15 protein-coding genes are annotated in these 17320 nt (G+C 51.3%); 4 read left to right on the plus strand and 11 right to left on the minus strand.

Features of this window, described 5'->3' with window-relative positions:
- Window positions 1-534: NAD(P)H-binding protein (locus tag WKJ03_RS10155; RefSeq protein ID WP_337842083.1), on the minus strand; the 534-nt coding region annotated here is incomplete at its 3' end.
- A 109-nt stretch (window positions 535-643) separates the two neighbouring features.
- On the opposite strand from WKJ03_RS10155, the gene WKJ03_RS10160 reads away from it, so the two are divergent.
- Window positions 644-1540: a LysR family transcriptional regulator gene (locus WKJ03_RS10160; protein WP_337842084.1), complete on the plus strand. Its 897-nt coding sequence runs from the start codon at window positions 644-646 to the stop codon at window positions 1538-1540.
- A gap of 597 nt (window positions 1541-2137) precedes the next feature.
- Here WKJ03_RS10160 and WKJ03_RS10165 read toward each other — a convergent pair.
- Window positions 2138-2470 (minus strand): YebG family protein, encoded by a 333-nt coding sequence (locus WKJ03_RS10165; RefSeq protein ID WP_337842085.1) that lies wholly within the window; start codon window positions 2468-2470, stop codon window positions 2138-2140.
- A gap of 135 nt (window positions 2471-2605) precedes the next feature.
- Between WKJ03_RS10165 and WKJ03_RS10170 the strand changes: the two genes are divergently transcribed.
- Window positions 2606-3880, plus strand: coding sequence for an anti-phage deoxyguanosine triphosphatase (locus WKJ03_RS10170; protein ID WP_337842086.1), 1275 nt, complete (start codon window positions 2606-2608; stop codon window positions 3878-3880).
- A 37-nt stretch (window positions 3881-3917) separates the two neighbouring features.
- Window positions 3918-4955, plus strand: a complete 1038-nt coding sequence (locus tag WKJ03_RS10175) for a patatin-like phospholipase family protein (protein ID WP_337842087.1) — start codon at window positions 3918-3920, stop codon at window positions 4953-4955.
- A 16-nt stretch (window positions 4956-4971) separates the two neighbouring features.
- On the opposite strand, the gene WKJ03_RS10180 is transcribed toward WKJ03_RS10175, so the two are convergent.
- Entirely contained in the window at window positions 4972-5742 is a 771-nt protein-coding gene (locus tag WKJ03_RS10180) for a DeoR/GlpR family DNA-binding transcription regulator (protein ID WP_337842088.1), read from the minus strand.
- A 111-nt stretch (window positions 5743-5853) separates the two neighbouring features.
- Here WKJ03_RS10180 and WKJ03_RS10185 point away from each other — a divergent pair, with 111 nt between their 5' ends.
- Window positions 5854-7002 carry an MFS transporter gene (locus tag WKJ03_RS10185; RefSeq protein WP_337842089.1) on the plus strand — a complete coding sequence of 383 codons (1149 nt, stop codon included), beginning with the start codon at window positions 5854-5856 and terminating at the stop codon, window positions 7000-7002.
- 24 nt (window positions 7003-7026) lie between these two features.
- Here WKJ03_RS10185 and WKJ03_RS10190 read toward each other — a convergent pair whose 3' ends face one another.
- The 8 genes from WKJ03_RS10190 to WKJ03_RS10225 form a co-directional block, all read right to left on the minus strand.
- A complete protein-coding gene (locus WKJ03_RS10190; RefSeq protein ID WP_337842090.1) occupies window positions 7027-8088 on the minus strand; it encodes an alpha/beta hydrolase in 1062 nt (353 codons plus the stop codon).
- Between the two features lie 38 nt (window positions 8089-8126).
- Entirely contained in the window at window positions 8127-8585 is a 459-nt protein-coding gene (locus tag WKJ03_RS10195; RefSeq protein ID WP_337842091.1) for a hypothetical protein, read from the minus strand.
- A 115-nt stretch (window positions 8586-8700) separates the two neighbouring features.
- The gene (locus WKJ03_RS10200) at window positions 8701-8928 is read right to left on the minus strand and encodes a hypothetical protein (protein WP_337842092.1); all 228 of its coding nucleotides are present in this window, start codon (window positions 8926-8928) and stop codon (window positions 8701-8703) included.
- The gene (locus WKJ03_RS10205) at window positions 8925-10280 is read right to left on the minus strand and encodes a restriction endonuclease subunit S (protein WP_337842093.1); all 1356 of its coding nucleotides are present in this window, start codon (window positions 10278-10280) and stop codon (window positions 8925-8927) included. The genes WKJ03_RS10200 and WKJ03_RS10205 overlap by 4 nt, the downstream gene beginning before the upstream one ends.
- On the minus strand, window positions 10280-11914 hold the full coding sequence (locus tag WKJ03_RS10210; protein WP_337842094.1) for an N-6 DNA methylase: 1635 nt from the start codon (window positions 11912-11914) through the stop codon (window positions 10280-10282). The genes WKJ03_RS10205 and WKJ03_RS10210 overlap by 1 nt, the downstream gene beginning before the upstream one ends.
- A 27-nt stretch (window positions 11915-11941) precedes the next feature.
- Entirely contained in the window at window positions 11942-13021 is a 1080-nt protein-coding gene (locus tag WKJ03_RS10215; RefSeq protein WP_337842095.1) for a Fic family protein, read from the minus strand.
- 196 nt (window positions 13022-13217) lie between these two features.
- Window positions 13218-16739 (minus strand): type I restriction-modification system endonuclease, encoded by a 3522-nt coding sequence (gene hsdR / locus WKJ03_RS10220; protein ID WP_337842096.1) that lies wholly within the window; start codon window positions 16737-16739, stop codon window positions 13218-13220.
- 261 nt (window positions 16740-17000) lie between these two features.
- Window positions 17001-17288: a Rho-binding antiterminator gene (locus WKJ03_RS10225; protein ID WP_337842097.1), complete on the minus strand. Its 288-nt coding sequence runs from the start codon at window positions 17286-17288 to the stop codon at window positions 17001-17003.
- Window positions 17289-17320 lie beyond the last annotated feature (32 nt).

The following is a 17320-nucleotide window of genomic DNA, read 5'->3' on the forward strand; positions in this document are numbered from 1 at the left end:
GTCCATCACTAACTGATCCTTACCTAACCGGAACTGGCCGGTTTTTTCGCCAGGGAAAATTTCTGCCGCCGGTGACAGGTAGCTCCAGTTCAGTGCGGTCTCGCCTTGCAATTGCTGCAGCGCATAATAGGCGCCTTCAGCACTGCCGCGGTACTGCGCCGGGAAATTCGGGCTGTCGATAAGCCGGCTGCCATCCGGTAACTGCAGTGATGCGGCCCCACCGACCACCAGCAAACGTGGCACATCTGCAGCTTTTGCTGCGGCCAGAATGCTGTCAAAACCACGGCGGTAGTAGCCAGCCACATCGGTGTCTTTGTGACCGCTAAAGGCACTGATCACCAAATCAGCATCAGCCAGCGCCGCCGTCAGCACCTGGGTGTCAAACACGTCCACTGCCTGCACCCTCAGACCTGGCTCGGCCGCCAGTCTGGCCGGGTTACTGACCAACGCCAGCACCTGATGACCACGGGCCAGTGCTTCTGTACGAATAGCTGAACCGATAAAACCTGAGGCGCCAATTAATGCAATTTTCATCGTTACTCTCCACTGATGGTTGAATTGCAGTCATTGTCCGGATTTTTATTGATTTAAAAAACAGCCAAATACATAATTCACTGTTATCAATTTTAAAACAATTACATCAATGGAATCGCTGGATCTCAACGCCCTACCGGTATTTTTTGCGCTTGTCAGCAACCGCAGCTTTACGGCGACTGCAGAGCAGCTGGGGCTGACCAAAACCAAAGTCAGCCTGAAAATTAAAGCGCTGGAACAGCAATTAGGTGTGCAGTTATTTCGTCGCACCACCCGGCAAGTCAGCCTGACCGCCGCCGGAGCACAGTTGTATCAGCAAACGGCGCCTCTGATGAGTAACCTGCAGCAACAGCTGTGGTCTGTGCAGCAAGGCGAACAACAACTAGCCGGCAACCTCTGTATCAGTGCGCCAGAGGATTATTGCCGCGAAGTGCTGATCCCATTACTGGCTGAATTTGCTGCTTTGCATCCGGCGCTGCATATAGAGCTGAAAAGCAGCGACCAGGTGAAAGACTTAATCAAAGAAGGCATCGATCTGACGGTCCGGGTTGGCTGGTTAAAAGACTCCAGCCAAAAAGCCCAGCGTATCGGCCATTTTGAACAATGGCTGGTGGCAAGCCCGGCCTATTTGCAGCGCCAAGGCGAACCCAAGCAGCCTGCTGATTTGGCCGAACATGCTTTTATCAGTTTTAGCCTGCTGCCATCCCCTCTGCTCTGGAGCTTTCAAAAAGGTGCAGATCATCAGCAACAACTAATGAAATCACGTTTTAGTGTCAGTAGTTCCGCCGCTGTCAGTGCCTTGGTATTGCAAGGGGTTGGCGTGGCTGTGTTGACGCATTACAGCGCCGGGCCTTTGCTGGCGCAAGGCAAGCTCGTCAGATTGTTACCCGACTGGCAATTACAGGATGGTGGTATCTATCTGGTGTATCCGCCAGGCGACCACAGGCCAGCCAAAGTACGGCTTTTTGTTGAGTATTTCCGGCAGCAACTGGGTAACCAGCCCTGAGCCTTTGAGTAAAAAAAAAGCCGGGCATTTGAGCCCGGCAAAAAACAGGTTTTCAGCAACAAGTTGCGCTTGCGCGCCAAAGGGGATTATTTCAGATAAACAGCGCTACTCAGGTTCAGAGCCCGGCCCATTTTAGCCAGAAAAGCATTGAGACGACGAACCAGCAGCAGAGCAGTAACGCGACGCTCTGAAGCGTGAGTAGCATTGCTTGTTTCAACTGTGGTGTTCAAAGTGTTCATAGCCAACCTCGTTTAGTCTGAGTAAGTTGTTTCATCCGGAAACATGGTTATTGTGCTGAAATTTCAGTCAGCTGACTAACGAATTAAATTGCAACTTCGCATTAGTTTATTTAATGGTTAAATTTCAACATTAATCAGCTACCGTTCAGTTTCAAGAAGCATATTTTTATATCTCATACAAAAAGCCACTCAACTAATACAACTATAATGAACAACTTATGCGGCAACCCTGCATAAAAATGAATTTACACTGCTGTTTAGCCTATTTTTATGCAGGTTATTATATAACCGCTTTAATTAGTTCAGATAACTCAAACCCCTGAGCAGACATGGAAGCCCCATGCGCCGCGGCCTAAGCTTAAGCGGCCTGAGCGTCACTCTCGTCAGTGCCGACAACAGCCAGCTTCTCTTTGGTTTTTTCGGCCTGAGTCTCTTTACCTGCAGTTTTGTCTTTGGTTGTTTTGGTTTTCTGGTTCAGGCACGCCAGCAGACTGTCTTTATTTTTTGCCAGATAGAGCGCTAAGTCGTCTTGCAGACGTTCGTCGCTTAGCAGCTGGCTTTGCCCCAACAGCCCAAACAGCTCATCAGCCAGGTCCAGCATACGGTCATACGCATCAGCCTCTGTCTTGCTGCTAAAGGTCATTTTCTCCACTCCGTTTCGTTCAACAATGTACTTTGTAATAACAGCCATCACACACCCCCTGATTGATTAACTGTTATTTTATACAGTTAATACTGTTTATTTGTCCAGTGTTTCTATGCAAATATTTCATTCCTGCCACAGCACTTTTGCCTTAGCATAAGAAAAAAGCTTAGGGAGTTGGGTATGGCAGTGTGGCTATCAGAGCAGTGGGCAGAACGCAGATTGGCAGAAAACAGCCAGCGACCGAACGATCACCGCACCCCATGGCAACGGGACAGAGCCAGAATTCTGCATTCGGCCGCCTTTCGCCGCCTGCAGGCCAAAACCCAAATTATGAGTGTCGGCCAGAATGACTTTTATCGCACCCGGCTCACCCACAGCCTGGAAGCGGCGCAAATAGGCACGGCCCTGGTGGCTCAGCTCAGAGTACAACAAACAGATGAGCAGCTCAGCAGGCTTATCAGCGACGACAGCCTGATGGAGGCCCTGTGCCTGGCCCACGATTTAGGCCACCCGCCCTACGGCCATGGCGGCGAAAAAGCGTTAAATGCCTGCATGCTGCACTATGGTGGTTTTGAAGGCAATGGCCAGACTTTACGTATTGTCGGCAAGCTGGAACCCTACACAGCCAGCGGAGGCATGAATTTAAGCCGACGCACTTTATTGGGCTTGCTGAAATACCCTATAGTGCAGCCGTCGCTGCAACACGACAGGGCACTCGCGGTTAAACCAGTCAAAGCCATTTATCAGGCCGACGCCGATTTACTGGATTGGATACTTGCCCCTTTATCGGCCGCCGATAAAGCCCTGTTTCAGCAAACAGAATCTCTGACCAAAGCACCTTATCTCAAGTCATTGCATAAATCGCTGGATGCCTCGGTGATGGAACTGGCGGATGATATCGCCTATGGTGTCCACGATCTGGAAGATGCGGTCGTGACAGGCACAGTCACCCGTCAGCACTGGCAGCACTTAGTGGAGCCGCAGTCCGATCAGCTGGGTGGCAAGATGGCCGCAGAGCTTGGCCTGATCGCCGATAAATTATTTATGAACGAGCATCATATCCGCAAGGACGCGATTGGCGCTTTGGTGAATCAGCTGATCACCAGTGTTGAGCTCTGTATCAGCCTGCCGGAAGCCACAGACCCCTTGATCCGTTACAATGCCCGCCTGCCACAGGCGCAGCAGCAACTATTGAACCTGCTGAAGAGTTTTGTTTATGAGGCGGTGATCTGTGCTCCGGATGTGCAGCGCGCTGAATTTAAAGGCCAGCGTATCGTCAGGGATCTGTTTGAGGCCTTCACTGCCGAAGCTGAACGGTTGCTGCCAGCCAATACCAAACACCGCTGGCAACAGGCCCAGGATGAGCAGGCCAAAGCCAGGGTTATTTGTGATTATGTGTCCGGCATGACAGACGAGTATGCGCTGCGTATGCATCAACAGTTATTTAGCAGTTAAGGCCAGATGCCACAGTTAAACAGTAAAGGATAAATAAGTGCGACCTTCTTCTTTGCGGGTGCAGGCCGGGCCAGACGCTTTTGCCCGCCTGAGCCAACATGGCCTGCGCCCCGACGATATTTCTTTGATGCTCGGCGCCAGTGGTGGCCCCAAATGGTTTGTGTTGTATGGGCTGGATCGTTATCTGGCCGGTGAGTTTTTTCAGGGCCGCACGCAGCCATTGCAGCTGCTCGGCAGTTCGGCCGGCGCCTGGCGTTTTGGTTGCTTAAGCCAGCAGAACCCGGTGGAGGCCATTGACCGCTTTGCCAAAGCTTACAGCACTTTGTGTTACCCCAAAGACGCTGGCATTGACCTCATCACGTCCATATCCGCCACAGTGATGGACGCTATTTACCCGACAGATGCTGAGCTGGATCAGGTCCTGCACAACCCGGTAGTGAAACTGAACCTGCTTGTGGCCCGTCAGCATCAGCCGCACCAGCCAAAGCCCAGCCAGCAACTGAAACAGCTGCTGCTGGCTGCAGGCGCTAATCTGCTCAGCCCCAAACTGCTGCATAAATTTTACCAACGCGTGCTGTTCAGCGCGCCCGGGCAGCCGTCCTTATTCAGTCAGGTGCCGCATGAACGGCAAACCCTGACCCGAGAAACCCTACGCCCGGCGCTAATGGCGTCCGGCTCTATTCCGCTGGTGATGCACCCTGTGCTGAACCCGGCCGGGTTACCGCAAGGCGCTTATCTGGATGGCGGTATTCTGGATTACCATATCAGCCTGCCGCTCGACACCGATGGCCTTATTCTCTACCCGCATTTTTACCCTTATCTGGTGCCCGGCTGGTTTGATAAAAACCTGAAATGGCGCCGCAGCCGCGGCCAGCTGCTGCGCAAAACAGTGCTGGTAAGCCCAAGTGACGCTTGGGTGAAGTCCTTGTCACTGCAGAAAATTCCAGACCGCAAAGACTTCAGCCAGCTCACGGATGCCAAACGGTTAAGTTATTGGGCCGAAGTGCTGGAGAAATCGCAGCAACTGGCGGAGGATTTAAAACAGGGCCATTACCAGCTGGAACTGCTGCGCTGATTAGTCTAAAAACCCGCTAAACCCGGCTTATCTGGATGGTTTTATCCAGCAGCGCCTGCAGTTTGCTGTCAGGCACCTCGCCCTCCAGCACCAACTGGTGAATGGCATCAGCCGGGATCACCTGATGGCGCGCCACAGTGCCCACTTTGTCACTGGTCAGCGCCACCAGCACTTCGCTGCTTTGCTGCACTATGGCCTGCTTAAATTCAGCATCATCGAGCGTATTGGTGCACAATCCTGCCTGCACATCCAATGAACAGGCACCCAGCAAGCACTGGTCAAAGTACATGCTCTGCAACTGACGCAAGGTGCCAATACCAAAGGCCGCCCCTATTGACGTATTTAAGCTGCCACCCAGCAGTACCACTTTGGCCAGCGGCAACTTCATCAGCTCCAGCGCAATAGCAGGCGCATGCGTCACCAGAGTCAGGGGTTTATCTTTACTGATGGCTTTGGCCACCGCCAGATTGGTGCTGCCCACGTCAATAAAGACACAGGCGTTGTCGCGCAGCAAAGCGGCACAGGCCAGACCCAGCTTTTGTTTCTGCTCTTTTTGCTGCTCCACCCGCTCAGCAAAATGACCTGTCGCCAGCGCCAGACTCACAGCGCCGCCATACACCTTTTTACAGACGCCGCGATTGGCCAGCTCTTGCAGGTCGCGGCGAATGGTATGTTCGGACACCTGTAATTCCTGCGCCAGCTGAACACAGACCACCCGGCCCTGCTGCTGGATCCGTTGTTGGATCAGCGCTTGCCGCTGGTCAGGAAATGAAGCATAATCTATCACAATCGAGCCCAATACATCACAAACACGCAAAGAGCATAACAGTGCCTGCCGGATGCAGCAAGTCGCATACGCCAGGCCTTTCGCTGCTTTGCCCCACTCACAGGAAGTTTTATGTCCTCAGAAGCCGTTACCGCCACCTTGTCTGCACAAAAAGACATTCTGGCCACCCGGGTGCTGTTCTTTTGCTCAGGCTTTGCAACCGCAGCCTGGGCCGCCATTATCCCCTTAGTAAAAGCCAACACAGCAGTCAGCGACGGCACGCTGGGCCTGTTGCTGTTGTGTCTGGGCGTCGGCGCGCTGGCGTCCATGCCAGCGGCCGGAGCGCTGAGCAGCCGTTATGGCTGTAAAACCCTGCTGTTAGCCAGCACAGCCCTGTTTGCGCTGCTGCTGCCACTGATCCCTTTAGTCAGCTCGGTCTGGCTGCTGGCAGCGCTGCTGATTTGTTTTGGCATCGGCATAGGTGCGACCGACTGCGTGATGAATGTGCAGGCCATTCTGGTGGAGAAACAAGCGGGCAAAGCGCTGATGTCGGGCTTTCATGGTTTTTACAGCCTGGGCGGTATTGCAGGCGCTGGCTTAATGGCACTGCAATTGTCGCTGGGGCTGAACGCTTTTATCGCCTGCGTCAATTTCACTGCGCTGATCCTGCTGTTACTGGCGGCCAACCATCAGGGCCTGTTGCCTTATGCCAACCCAAAAGAAGGCCGCTCTTATGCCTGGCCCAAAGGCACAGTGTTGCTGATTGGTCTGATTTGTTTTTCGCTGTTTCTGGCTGAAGGCACTGTGCTGGACTGGAGTGGCGTGTATCTGACCGAGTACCGTGGCCTGGCGCCAAGCAGCGCCGCTCTTGGCCTGTTCTGCTTCTCTATTACTATGACCTTTGGCCGTTTAACAGGTGACTGGCTGATAAACCAGTTAGGCGCCCGGCTGGTGATGACGGTTGGCGGGTTGGTGGCCAGTGCAGGCTTGGTGCTTGCGATCAGCACCAGCTCAGTTCCACTAGCGCTGCTGGGTTATGCCCTGGTTGGGCTTGGCTGCGCCAATATAGTGCCGGTGATGTTCTCTGCGACGGGTAAACAAACCGTGATGCCGCAAGCCATTGCTGTACCTGCAGTCACCACTCTGGGTTATATCGGTGTGCTGGCCGGGCCTGCCAGTGTGGGCGCGCTTGCTCAGTACTTTAGCCTGCCATTTGCTTTATACTGCATTGCAGCCTTGATAGCACTGGCGACGCTATTGTCAACCAAAGTGCGGGTCTGACCGACCCGCACCACCGCCGTCGCGTTAGTGAGGTTTGACGGCTAATTCACGTTGCAAAAAGGCAATCATGTCGTTCAATACCACAGGCGCATCCCGGTCAAAACAGTGGCCGAGGAATTCATTACAGCCATTGTCGAGGTACGCATGGTTGTAACCCGGGTAAATCTTCAGCTCAGCCTGCTGACCGGCAGCGCGCAGTTTACCGACATAACTGCTGGCAAGCTCAGGCGTGGTCAGCTGGTCTTTGCTGCCCACATGGACAAACTGAGCAGGGAGTTTGCGGACCTTCACATCTGGGATCAGGCTGACCGGTGACAAAGCCGCGTAGTACTCCGGGTTGTTCGCCCTGCTGATACCAGGGCCAAAAATGCCACGTGGCTCTGCATTGCCCCATTTCCAAAAGCCATTCTCAGCGGTTTCAAAGTTGGCAAAACCTGGCGAGCTTAAATCCAGCGCTCCGTAGCTAATCACCGCGGCCTGTACAGTTAAATCCAGCTGTTCGGCTGTTTTGCCTGCAGGAATAAAGCTGGGTTTATAACCCTTGGGGCCTTTGCTAAAGCCTTGCTGCGATAACTTGTCGGAAGAAAGCACTACCATAGCGGCTAAATGACCGCCTGCACTGTCGCCGGTGACTGCAATACGGGACGGGTCGCCACCGTACTCAGCAATATGTTGCTTCACCCAGGCGACCGTGCCTAAGGCATCTTCCACAATTTGATTCATGGTGGTGCTGTTGCCATCGGCGCTTAGCAAACGGTAATCGGCGTTCACCACCAGTAATCTGCTGTGACCAGCCAGGTACTGGGCAGTCGAATCCATAATACTTTTAGTGTTCACCAGCCAGCCGCCACCATGGTAAATAATCAGCACTGGTGCTTTGTTTTGAGTGCTGGCGGCTTTATAAATATCCAGTTTCAGTTCGGTTTGGCCGGCCTTGGTCCAGACTTTGTCTTTAGCCAGGGTGACAACCTCTTGCGCCAGCGCGGTGCTGCTCAGGCTCAGCAGTGTCAGTGCGACGGGCAGCACCATGAAGTAGCGTAAAAACTGACCGGCAGTCGCCTGGTTTTTCTGAAATAAATGCTGCATTGGATCCCCTTGTCGATATGAAGTGATGGCAGACTGCTCTACGGCAGGTACTGACTAATCTGCCACTGCTTGCTGGCCGGGTCCAGTCGTAACTGGTATCGGGCCAGCTTTTTCAGCTTTTCGCCATAACGGGTTTCACCAATTTCCGTGCTGAACTTATGCATCTCTGCCAGCTGCTGCTGGCCTTGCGCGGCATTTTTCAGCGATTCATCCAGTTTGAACCGGGTTGTTAAATCCTGCTCCAGCCCCTGCTGGTCCAGCAACTGCTCGACCAGATAACTGACTTCCACTTCTTTGGTTTGTTCATCCAGGTCCGTTACCTTCAGCACCTGCACCTGGCTAACCGCAATCCACTCTTTGGGCACGGGCCCAAAAAAACGCTGCTCAAGCAGCTGATGCATCTGCTGATCATCCGGCGTTTTGCCACAGCCTTGCAGCAGTGCCACCGCAAGCAGTAACGCCCATAGGTTTAATGTTGAAAGAAAGCTAAATTTCATCCGTAGATCCCTGAAAAGGCATTGAACACAGTACCACTATATAACCATTCCGCTTGTCACCAAGCACGTTACTTCTGTTTAACGAGTGCAGCGCTGCTACTGCATATGATCGTTGTTATGCTTTTGCCTTGGCTTTTTTCGATAAACTGCCCCGCTCGGCTTTGATTTTGGCCAGTAACGCCTTGGCGCTGTTGTCGCCGCTGATAAGGTCAGGGTTGGTATTGCGCCAATCAGCCGTAAGTTCACCGCGACAAAATCGTTTGAAACGATTTTGGACAGCCGTAGGCTGGCCCGAAGGGCCAACGTCAAGGATGTTGTTGGCAAAGGCTTTGGTTGCGCTCATGCTTTTGCCTTGGTTTTCTTCGATAACTTGGCCCGCTCAGCTTTGATTTTTGCTAGCAACGCCTCGGCGCTGCTGTCGCCGCTAATCAGGTCGGGGTTGGTATTGCGCCAATCCGCCGTCAGCTCACCGCGGAAGGCTTTGGCGAGGATCGATTGGGTCAGGTTATTGACTCTGCTTAGTGCGGCCTGCGCGGCTTGTTCAATGCGGTCGGCAAAGGCGAAAAGTTCTTCTACCCGGCGGACGATTTCGGTTTGTATATCAATTGAGGGTATAGAGACTTTAATTGACATGATATGTTTTGAACCAACATTCCCTTGATTTACCCCGCCAGTCTCACCCTCAAAAAATTGGGTTCGAAACAACTCTGAACGTACAAACAAATTTAAGTATGTCGGTAATACACATGTTTGTTTCGGCATCAATCTACCAACACGTTGATTTATCAAAAGATTGCATTCGTTATCGACTAGACAGCCAAAACCATAATCCTTTTTAAATCGTGTGCCGGTCATGCTTAATAAGGTGTCGCCTTTGTTTGGCGTAAACTTTGAAAACTCATTAGCAACTGAATCCGACACATATGCAGGTGAATTTTCGAGAGCCAAATAACCATCTCTAATGTTGCCCAGCTTGATAACTTGGTAATTTCCAACCTGTTGAAACCATTCACTTTTGAAAGCAAAGCCGTTCTGAAAATCAGCAACGTTATCCAAAGTAGTTTCATTTCCAATCCACTCCTCGGTTAATTTGCCGGTGACGGCGGCGGCGAGGACGGATTGGCGGAAGCTTTTTAGGATTTCGGGGATGCGCTCGAGGCGGGCTTTGGTGTTGTCAACCTGTGCCAGCAGGGTGTCGAGTTTATCGGCGATTACTTTTTGTTCGGCTAGTGGGGGGAGCAGAATCTCCATTTCCTCAATAGCTTTTCCTGAGATATTTGGTTGTGCCCCTCCATACGCAATTTTGAGAATATCAGCGCTTAAAAATTGAACGAGATAGTTCTTGTATTCATTGCAGCCAAGGATCTCAAAATTAAGTTTTAGGTTCCCAACACGTTGATTTTGATAAGCTGGTTCACGTCCATGGTAAATACCGACTTTGCCGGTTGTAGCTCCGGACATTGCTATTAACAAATCGCCTTTTTTAACTTCAAATCCTGGAGCTCCCTTAGCAACATGCACTGCACTCTGATCGTTAGCAATCTTTCCATCCAAATCTGAGATTCGTATTACAGGAAAAGAACCTTCGCTTGCAGGTATGTAATCGCTGCTTTTAAAGGCATACCCATTTTTCAAATAGATATAATCGCCAACAACTGCGTGTGACCAGCCAGCCGGTAATTCTGACTTCTCCATCACACCGCCCCTTCCAAAGCCTTTAACAACGCATCCAACTCACTCAGCGCCGCTTCCAACTCTTCTTTCGCCTCGCGCGCCAAAACATCTGGCTCTGGCAAATTCGCCGCGTCGACGCTGTCTTTATCTTTTAGCCAGCTGATATCCAGTGAATCGCCTTTATGCTCGCGGATCCACTCGCGGCTGAATTTACGCCAGCGGCTATGGGCTAACTGCTCGTCGACGCCTAGGTTTTCGTCGGTGGCAGCTACGTCTACCCGCTCGGCGTCAAAGCTGTATTCGCCCTCAATGCGCGGGCTTTGGCCGTGCGGGTCATCGCCGTAAACTTTTTCAAAAGCGCCTAAATGGGGGTCTTGCCCAAAGCAGTCAGCCGTAAAGCCTAACGAGGCATTACCAAAGGGTGTGCGTTTACCAAAACTTGGCATATTGGTGCGAAGGTCGTACACCCAGACGTGTTCGGTGCAGTTTTCGCTTTGGAATTTGTCTTTGACGCTGCCTTTGGTGAAAAACAGCACATTAGTTTTGACGCCTTGGGCGTAAAAAATACCGGTTGGCAGGCGCAAAATGGTGTGCAGGTTGCACTTGTGCATTAAATCGCGGCGCACGTCGGTGCCAACACCGGCTTCAAATAACACGTTGTCGGGCAGCACCACAGCAGCGCGGCCACCCGGCTTTAAGTTGCGGTAGATGTGCTGCAAAAATGCCAGCTGTTTGTTGCTGGTCTTGAAGGTTAAGTCGTCGCGGGTGTTGCTGGCTTCACCGCCTTTGCTGGTGCCAAATGGCGGGTTGGCCAGAATAATATCGGCAGCTTTGAGGTTTTTACCGGCATCACCCAAGGCGTTACCTAAATGCACCACGCCGTCATCGTCGCCCTCCATGCCATGCAGCAGGCAGTTCATTAAGGCTAAGCGGCGGGTGCCGGGGACAAGTTCAACACCAACAAAGGCCTGGTTTTTCTGAAAGGCCTGCTGAGTGGCCGTTAAATCGTATAAATCGTCGGTGTGCTGTTTCACATAGCTATCGGCGGCAATTAAAAAACCCGCGGTGCCAGCGGCCGGGTCTTGCACTACTTCACCGGCTTGCGGTTTTAAACAGCGCACCATGCTGTTGATCAATGCTCGCGGCGTGAAGTATTGGCCAGCGCCGGATTTAGTTTCGCCAGCGTTTTTCTCCAATAAACCTTCGTATAAATCGCCAAGGCCGTCTTTTTGCGCACTAAACCAGTCGATTTGATCGAGGTTTTTTATCATCTGCTCTAAATGGCGTGGCTCGCGCAGGCGGGTTTGGGCGTCGGCGTAGATGGCACTAATCAGCTGATCTTCATGCACCTGGACTTCAATAGTTTTACCAGGCTCTTTTGGATCTGCTTCAAGCCGCTTGCCAGTCGACAAAGCCAGCAAGATAGATTTGTAGTTATTTAGAAGGTTAATACCGGATTTGCTGTTTAAATCGCTCCAGCGGCAGCCTTCAGGTAATGGGTGTTTTTTTAAGGTGCCGGCTTCGGTGTTTTCATGCACCATTTTGATAAACAGCAACAGGACGAGTTCAGTGACGTAATCGCTGTAGTTAATGCCGTCGTCACGCAGCACGTCACAGAGGTTCCAGAGTTTTTGCACGATGTCGTTGTTGGTCATAGGGGACTCTATTGGTAACAATCAAGGTTAGCCATGTGCTTTTAACAAATCGCACAGTGGTTGGTTAATGTAGTAATTGCCGCGGCCAATTTTCTGCTTCTGCAAAAAGCCATGTTCAACCAGCAATTCCAGGTATTTGGTGGCAGTAATGCGGCTAACGCCTAAATCCTCGACCAGAAATTCAATTTTGGTATAAGGGTGGTAAAACAGATTATTTAGCAATTCCTGGCGGTAAATTTTCGGCAACTGCTCGCGCAAGCGGTGTTTTACGCTTTGCATCAAGGCTTTCATCTGGGTGATAAGCGTAATGGTGTCCTGTGCCGTCACAATAATGCCGTCCAACATGTACAGCAGCCAGGGTTCCCAATTGCCAGTTTCGCGTACCTGCTGCAACTGCGTGTAGTAATCGGCTTTATGCAGAATAATAAAGCGGCTTAAATACAACACCGGCAAATTCAGTAAGCCCTTGGCTACTAAATACAACATATTGATAATTCGGCCTGTACGGCCGTTGCCATCGTAAAAGGGATGGATACTTTCAAACTGGTGGTGAATGATCGCCATTTTCACCAGCGGATCGGCGTCACACAGGCTGTCGTCATTGATGTATTGCACTAGATTGGCCATCAATTGGCTAATTTCAGCGCCATGCTGCGGTGGCGTATACACCACTTCACCGGTGCGGGCGTTTTTCAGCGCAGTGCCAGGCAAGCGGCGTACCCCTGCTTGGTTATGCTCAAGTTGTTGCTGCACCGCTAAAATGTCTTCAAGCCGGATCAGGCTCGTGCGCCGGACCGTAGCAAAAGCTTGTTTGAGCGCAAACACATAGTCTTGTACTTCTTTGGCGGCCGGGTTGGTCAGTGCTTCGGCAAACAGGTTGGCTTTGTACAACTCGTCATGCGTGGTGACAATATTTTCTACTTCCGAGCTGTCTTTGGCTTCTTGCAGTGCCAAGGTGTTAATCAGAATGGCTTCATTGGGAATACTGGCGGCAACACCTTTTAATTCGGCCAGATACCGATGGGCTTCCGCTGTTTTTTTTAACACAGCGCGGGTTTCCCAGCGGGCAATGTCAGCCAGCGGCAGCATGGGTAAGCTGTTATGCATACAAAGTGGCCTTTTTTATCTATGTCGCAGGCAATATATATAAAAAACTGAGTAATATATATATTACGAACTCTATTTGCATACAAAAGTAGAAAAACTATACATATACCCGTCGTTCTTGAAACTGTGGCTTTGTTGGCTACGCCATTTCGCCCGCAACTTCAAGATGCAAAATTCAGCGGGAGATAAAAACGCTTTAAGCACTTTGATTAAGCCACATCGCTTCAGATAACTCAGCCAGCACCTGGTCAAGCTGGTTATCCAACACCACATTGAGCCGCTTCGCACCACCGTCGTTGGCAAAACAGTTGTTGACGAACTCGCGGTCAACCACCACTTCATGCACTAACTGTTTAGCGAGCCGTTCTAACCATTTGCGTTGGTTCGAATTGAAGTTGTGTTGTTTGTACAGCCGCTGCATGGCATTGGCCACCCGCTGTTCAAAAGGTAGCAACGGCTCACCGAGCGCCGCCCGTCGAATATGGCCAACAATACTGGCTGCAATGTCTTCTTTGGTTTGACCACGCACGGCAGATCGCAAGGTTGCCTCAGAAAACCCGGCACTATCGAGCATCAACTTTACTTCTTTGAGCTGCTCGCGGGTTAAATCCCGTGGTTTGTTTACCACCACCGCAAGTGCCACGGATTGATTGAGTTGTGCTTTGATAAACTGCTCAAAGCTTTCTAAGTAATCCTCCGGCTTTTGATATTTGCCATAGTTTTGTTCATGCACCACCAGTTCGTCATAGTGATCAGACAATACCGGCTGATACAGCGAGCCAATCAATTGGTTGACGGCGTTCAGCTGGTTTAACAACCCGCTATGTTGCTGAATAAATTTGGCAGCTTGGGTCGGGCCCATTTGTTTTAAATGGGTGTGCAGGTTTTTCGGTTCAACGCCCCACAGGTTTTGTAGCTCACTGAGTTTTTCTTTCAGCGCTGGCTTTTTGTCGGCTTTGTTTTCGGCTTTACGTAGTACACGCATTAGTTTTTGACTGAGCTGACTTAACACAACGTCGGCATGTGTTTGGCCCTGTTGTTCACCTGGGGTTGCCAGCGCTTGCTGTAATTTTTCAGGGCTCACCAATTCGTCGACTAATTGCTCTATGGTGATATTGGGGTCTTTGACCAGCGGTTTCATGGTATTGACGTCTTGCAGCGTGGCGTAAATATCCACCGGGTCGTAAATACGAAACACGGTTTTGCCGATTTCATCACAGCGTCGTGTCGCACGGCCAATCATCTGCTCGTACAAAATGCGCGATTTAACCCGGCGCATAAATACCAGATTACAGATTTTCGGCACGTCGATGCCTGTGGTCAGTAAATCAACAGTGATGGCGATATTGGGGTAACGCTCGTTTTTGTACTGACGGATTAACTGTTCCACTTTATCGCTTTGACCGGTGATTTTGGCCACTGCTGCTTGGTTGTAATCACCGTTGTAGAGCTCTTTAAACGCCTCGTCTAACAGGCGTTTGACCATATCGGCATGCAAGTCGGTGGCGCAAAAAATCATGGTTTTTTCATCGCCAAAGGGGTCGAGCTCTTTGGCCAGTTGGTTACAAATCACCCGGTTAAAGTTTTCGTTGATCACCCGACGGTTAAAAGCATCCACCTCAAAATTAAGTTCGTCCTCAAGATCGGCTACTTCAATTTCGCCGGTTTGGGTGTTGATGGCCTGTACCTTTGCACCTTTTTCAAATTTGATGCCGTTCTGAGTGAGCAAAGTTTCAAAGCGGATCGGCGGCTCGTGATCAATCAGCCAGTCATCGGCCACAGCTTCGCGATACGAATAGGTGTACACCGGTTTACCAAAAATCTCGCTGGTATGCTTGGCTGGCGTGGCGGTGAGCGCTACTTTGAAGGCATCAAAATAATCGAGCACGCGCCGGTAGCTGGATAGGTATTGCGCCGCATCCCGGGTTGCCAGTTCACCGTCTGTCATTTCCTGATCCAGCGTGTAACCACGGTGCGCTTCGTCGATGATGATGCAGTCGAATTGGTCAAGCGCCGGCGGGTTATCGCTGATAAAGATGCGTTTGACCATAGCTTGCACTGTGGCCACCTGCACGCGGGTTTCAGCTTCGGCGGCCATATCGCCCAGTTCAGCGATATTGTAAATCTTTGACAGCGTGTGGTTTTGCTCCAGCGGTGCCTCATGGAAGCTGTCTAACGCTTGTTGGCCGAGCGCTGTTCGGTCGACCAAAAACAAAATTCGTTTAAAGCGCTCAGTTTTTAAAAACCTGTACATCAAACCAATAATGGTGCGGGTTTTGCCGGTGCCGGTCGCCATGGCCAGCAAGGCAGTCGGCCGGTTTTGGGCAAGCACTTTCTCTACCGCTTCAATGGCTTTTTTCTGGTATTCACGAACCTTCAGGTAGCCAAAAGGTTCCTGCTGCAGTTGTTTCTCTGCCTCTTCCTTGCTGCGTTTCAGCAAGTCGGTTAAACCCTCTGGGGTATGAAAGCCTTGTAAGGCCCGTTTGAGGTTACTTGGCGAGCGGATATCACGAAACCAGGTGCCGGATTGCTCGGCTAATTGCGGCACATAAGGCCGGCCGTTACAGGAATAGACAAACGGCACTTGATAATGGCCACTCTGCCCATCTGACCAGGCAGAAGCTAGGCCTGCCAATTGCCAGGCGCCGGTTTGCGCTGAAGCCAGTTGGTAACCGCGGCTGTAACGTTCAGCCTGATCGATTTTACCGGCGACGTTGACGTTCTCTTTTTTCGCTTCAACCACGGCAATTGGCGTAAGGCCAGCAAAGAGCACGTAATCAGCCCGACCTTTTTCGCCGTTAAGTGAAGTTGGCCATTCTGCAATGGCTTTATTTTTGCCTTTTTCCGGTCGGTCGCCGTTTTTAAAAGTCAGTGCTTCGCTGTCCGCTACCCAGCCAGCTTCTTTCAGTTGCTGGTCAATCAAAATACGGGTAAGCGCTTCATCCAGCACAATATGCTGGGTTGCTGCCTGAGTGTTTTTGTTCAGAGTCTGCCGTTGTTGCGCCTGCGTTTGCTCATCTTTCTGTGAAAGCTGAGATTGCAGCGCTTTGATTTTGGTTTCGTACTCAAGCTGCTGCTGCGCCAATGCCTGCTCGTGCTGCGCCGATTGCGCTGCTAACGCCCTTGCCTCTGCATCCATCGCAAATGACAGCGTTTCATATTCAGTCTTTTCTTTGGCGATGAGCTCGTTTAGCTGCTTGCTGGAACTTAAATCGATACTGGCTTGCTGTAACTCCGCTTTGACTTTGGCAATTTCAGCTTGCAGGTCACGCAGCTGTTGGCTCGGGTCGACAGGCGCTACAAAAGGGCTCGGTTTAAAAGCAATTCCGGCTTTACCAAAGGACTGATGAAACCAAATCGCCAGTTTGCGGGCAACCATTAAGCCGTTGATGGCTTCTTTATGCGGTGTTTTGAACTGGTGGGTTGCCTTATTTCCCTCTATGCGTAGCGTATGAAAAAGCTCACGCACCACAGGCTCCAGCTTTAATTCACGGTTGAGTTTGTAAAGCAGATCAGCCTGCGTGGTGTGCTGGTCAAAATCAACGCCCGCCAAAACAGCAATATGCTGGGCCAAGGCTTCACCCAACTGGCGCAGTTTCATCAAAGTGGTATTGGGGTCGCTGGGAAAGGCACGCTCAGCAGCAGCTGCAAGTTCGGTAAACAGCGAGTCGTGTTCGCTCAGAAAGTCAAAATTTGTGCTGTGATTTACCAACGTCACTGTCTGCAACCCCTTTTGTCGTATCGAAATGGGAAAATCCCTAACAAAACTCATTCTGCCAAGAAATTAGAATAAAAACACGAGGTTAATTAAAAAACATTAAGCTTCAGGGGCGACGGGACAGCAAAACCAGCTGCAACTAAAAATGACAAATTTCCGTGTGAACGAAGTTGTGTCTTGCGGTATAAGATCGAGCTGGCCCCCAATAGCGGTAGGATTGCGCTGTCTGGTAGCCGCCTTGGTAGGCGGGTCGGCCTGAGGCTACAAGGCGCAGCTGCCGCCCTGCTGCAACCAGATATCCTGCAGCGGGGCCTGCGGGTCAAGCACATGGATGCGTTCAATTCGCAGCAGCGCAACGTCCTGCGGCAGCCCCTGCAGTTCCAGCTGAAGAAACTCTTGCCCGCCGCTGCTGCGGGTGTCAGCGGCCACACCTGTGACCACAGTGCCATCCAGCAGATGCAGCTCTACCTGGTAACGCCGCATACAGATAATTTCGATATGGTCGTGCAGATCGCAGGCAAGCATAGCTGGGTTGATGTTTTGGCTCACGGTGGCCTCCTTTGGTCAGTTGTTGTGGGCAG

This window comes from Rheinheimera sp. (assembly GCF_037442525.1).
Taxonomy (GTDB): Bacteria; Pseudomonadota; Gammaproteobacteria; order Enterobacterales; family Alteromonadaceae; genus Pararheinheimera.